General features: G+C 70.2%; 3 protein-coding genes and 1 pseudogene. All 4 read left to right on the top strand.

Translation table 11 applies throughout. The annotated features are described in order from the left end of the window. Positions 1-469, top strand: a pseudogene (locus EQG76_RS25085) (hypothetical protein); the annotation flags it as partial. A gap of 61 nt (positions 470-530) precedes the next feature. Beyond that, positions 531-1,388, top strand: a complete 858-nt coding sequence (locus tag EQG76_RS25080; RefSeq protein ID WP_159717382.1) for an SDR family NAD(P)-dependent oxidoreductase — start codon at positions 531-533, stop codon at positions 1,386-1,388. Between the two features lie 7 nt (positions 1,389-1,395). Then, on the top strand, positions 1,396-2,373 hold the full coding sequence (locus EQG76_RS25075; protein WP_159717380.1) for an aldo/keto reductase: 978 nt from the start codon (positions 1,396-1,398) through the stop codon (positions 2,371-2,373). Between the two features lie 24 nt (positions 2,374-2,397). Next, on the top strand, positions 2,398-3,007 hold a 610-nt coding region (locus tag EQG76_RS25070), incomplete at its 3' end, for an MFS transporter (protein WP_159717378.1).

Here is a 3,007-nt window from a genome sequence, read left to right as displayed (position 1 = left end):
ACCGGCCTTGCCCGAACCCGCAGCCGGCCCGGTCGGTCCGGTGGACCCGCCTGTGGCCGCGGCACCGCCCAGTCCGGCGGAACCGCCGAGGCCGCGCCCGCTCCGCCTGGGGGCACCGGCGGCGCCCGCGGTCGCGGGCCGACCGATGCCGGTGCACGCGCCGCCCAGGGTGTTCATCCACTACAGCGCGCTGGACGATGGTGCCGGCGCGCGGGCGCAGGTCCTGGCGCAGCTCGTCCGGGACCAGGGCTTCGAGGTGACCGGCATGCGCGCCGTGCCGTTCCAGATCGGCGAGCCCAGCGTACGCTATTTCTTCCCGGACAATGCGGGCGATGCGGACGCGCTGGTGGAGGCCAGCCGGAGGATCCCGCAAATGGCCGGGCTGGCCAGGAGCGGGCCCACCGACTTCACCCATTTCCAGCCCAAGCCCCAGCCTGGTACCCTGGAGATCTGGCTGCCGGCGGGCTGACGGGGCCGGCCGGATGCCGTAAGGGGGCGGGTGGCATTCCGACAGCCCGGGAGATCAGCTCATGCCTCATCCAGCCCTGGCCCCCGGCCGCGTCGCCGTGGTCACCGGTGCCGCCGACGGGATCGGTCGGGCCGCCGCCCGGCGCTTCGCCGGGCTCGGCATGAAGGTCGCGATCGCCGACATCGACGCGGCCGCCCTGGAGACCGCCCGTGCCGAGCTGGTCGCGGCAGCGCCGGGCGGCGAGCAGGACGTCCTGGCCATGCAGACGGATGTCGCGCTCTACCAGGATGTCGAGCGGCTGGAGCGGGCGGTGCTGGAGCGCTTCGGCGACGTGGCGCTGCTCATGAACAACGCCGCGACCGGCAAGGGGGCCGGCACGTTCGAGGACCGGGCGCAGTGGGAACGGCTGCTGGCGGTCAACCTGATGGGCGTGGTCAACGGGCTGCAGTGCTTCGTGCCGGGCATGATCAGCCGCGGCCGGACCGGTGCGGTGGTCGCGACCGGATCCAAGCAGGGAATCACTACCCCGCCCGGCAATGCCGCCTACAACGTGTCCAAGGCGGGCGTGAAGGTGCTGACCGAGCAGCTCGCCCACGAGCTGCGCGAGGCCACGGGCGAGCGGATCACGGCGCATCTGCTGATCCCGGGCTTCACCTTCACCGGCATGACCAGGCCCGGCCGTACGGCGGACACGCCCAAGCCGGAGGGGGCGTGGACGGCCGATCAGGTGGTGGACGTGCTCCTGGATGGGCTGGAGCGCAACGCGTTCTACCTGTTCTGCCAGGACCACGAGACCAGCTGGGAAATGGATCAGAAGCGGATGCGCTGGGCAGCCGATGACCTGATCCTGCGCCGCCCGGCCCTGTCGCGCTGGCATCCCGCCTACCGTGACGCGTTCGCCGCCTTCATGAAGGACTGAATCGGGCATGGAATATGTGAAGCTCGGCCGCACCGGCCTCGATGTCTCGCGCATCTGCCTCGGCTGCATGAGCTATGGCGATCCCGGCAAGGGTGCGCATGCCTGGTCGCTGTCCGAGGAGGACAGCCGACCGTTCATCCGCAGGGCGGTCGAACTCGGCATCAACTTCTTCGACACGGCCAACGTCTATTCCGCCGGCTCCAGCGAGGAGATCGTCGGCCGGGCGCTCAAGGACTTCGCTAAGCGCGACGAGATCGTGCTGGCGACCAAGGTGCACAACCGGATGCATGAGGGGCCGAACGGGGCCGGCCTGTCGCGTAAGGCGATCCTGTCCGAGATCGACAAGAGTCTGAAGCGGCTCGGCACCGACTATGTCGACCTCTACCAGATCCACCGCTTCGACAAGCACACCCCGATCGAGGAGACGCTGGAGGCGCTGAACGACGTCGTGCGCACCGGCAAGGCCCGTTATATCGGCGCGTCGTCCATGTATGCTTGGCAGTTCATGAAGATGCTGGCGACATCCGAGAAGCATGGCTGGGCGCGCTTCGTCACCATGCAGAACTACCTGAACCTGCTCTACCGCGAGGAAGAGCGGGAGATGCTGCCGCTGTGCCTGTCGGAAGGGATCGGGCTCATGCCCTGGAGCCCGCTGGCGCGCGGCCGGCTCACCCGGGAGTGGGGTACCAGCACCAACCGGTCGGAGACCGACGAGTTCGGCCGCACGCTCTATGCCAACAGCGAGGCGGCCGACCGGAAGGTCGTGGAGGCCGTAGGGGAGATCGCGGCCAAGCGCGGCGTGCCGCGCGCGCAGGTGGCGCTCGCCTGGGTGCTGCAGAAGCCGATGACCACGCCGATCGTGGGCGCCACCAAGCCGCACCATCTGGATGATGCGGTAGCGGCCCTGCAACTGCGGCTAAACGCGGAAGAGGTCGCTGCCCTGGAGGCACCCTACATCCCGCACCCGGTCACCGGCTTCAACTGACCCTGCCGCGGATCCGGGGAGAACATGCGGCGTTGCTGGTTCGTGGTGGCTACGGCGCTGCCGCTGTTCCTCCTGGGCATCGACTTCTACGGCATCACGGTCGCGCTCCCCTCGATCGGCCGGGACCTGGGGGCGGGGACCACCGCCCTGCAATGGACCGTCAACGCCTTCAACCTGACGCTGGCGGCCCCGCTGATCGCGTCCGGCCGGCTGGGCGGCCTGGTCGGGCGGCGGCGGACGATGCTGGCTGGCATCCTCCTGTTCGCGGCCGGCTCGGCGATCTGCGGGCTGGCACCGGGCATCGCGACCCTCCTGGCCGGCCGCTGCGTCCAGGGCTTGGCCGTGGCGCTGTTCTCGGCAGCGTCGCTCGCGATCGTGAGCCGCGGCGTCGCTCCAGGTGAACGTGGCGTCTCGTCCGGGATCTGCACGGCGGTGGCTGCGTGCGCTGCCGCGACGGGGCCGCTCGTGGGCGGCGTGCTCACCGAGATGCTGGGCTGGCGCTGGCTGTTCCTGGCGAACCTGCCGATCGCCCTACTGACGACCGCCCTGATCCTCCGGGTCGTGCCGGAATTGCGCGACGAACCTCAGGAAGGCGGCATCGACCTCGCCGGCATGGCCACGGTCACCGCCGGTC

It is taken from the genome of Geminicoccus flavidas, assembly GCF_009806515.1.
Taxonomy (GTDB): Bacteria; Pseudomonadota; Alphaproteobacteria; order Geminicoccales; family Geminicoccaceae; genus Geminicoccus; species Geminicoccus flavidus.
Note: the sequence above shows the minus strand (reverse complement) of the source record. Positions and strands in the feature narration are given on the sequence as shown.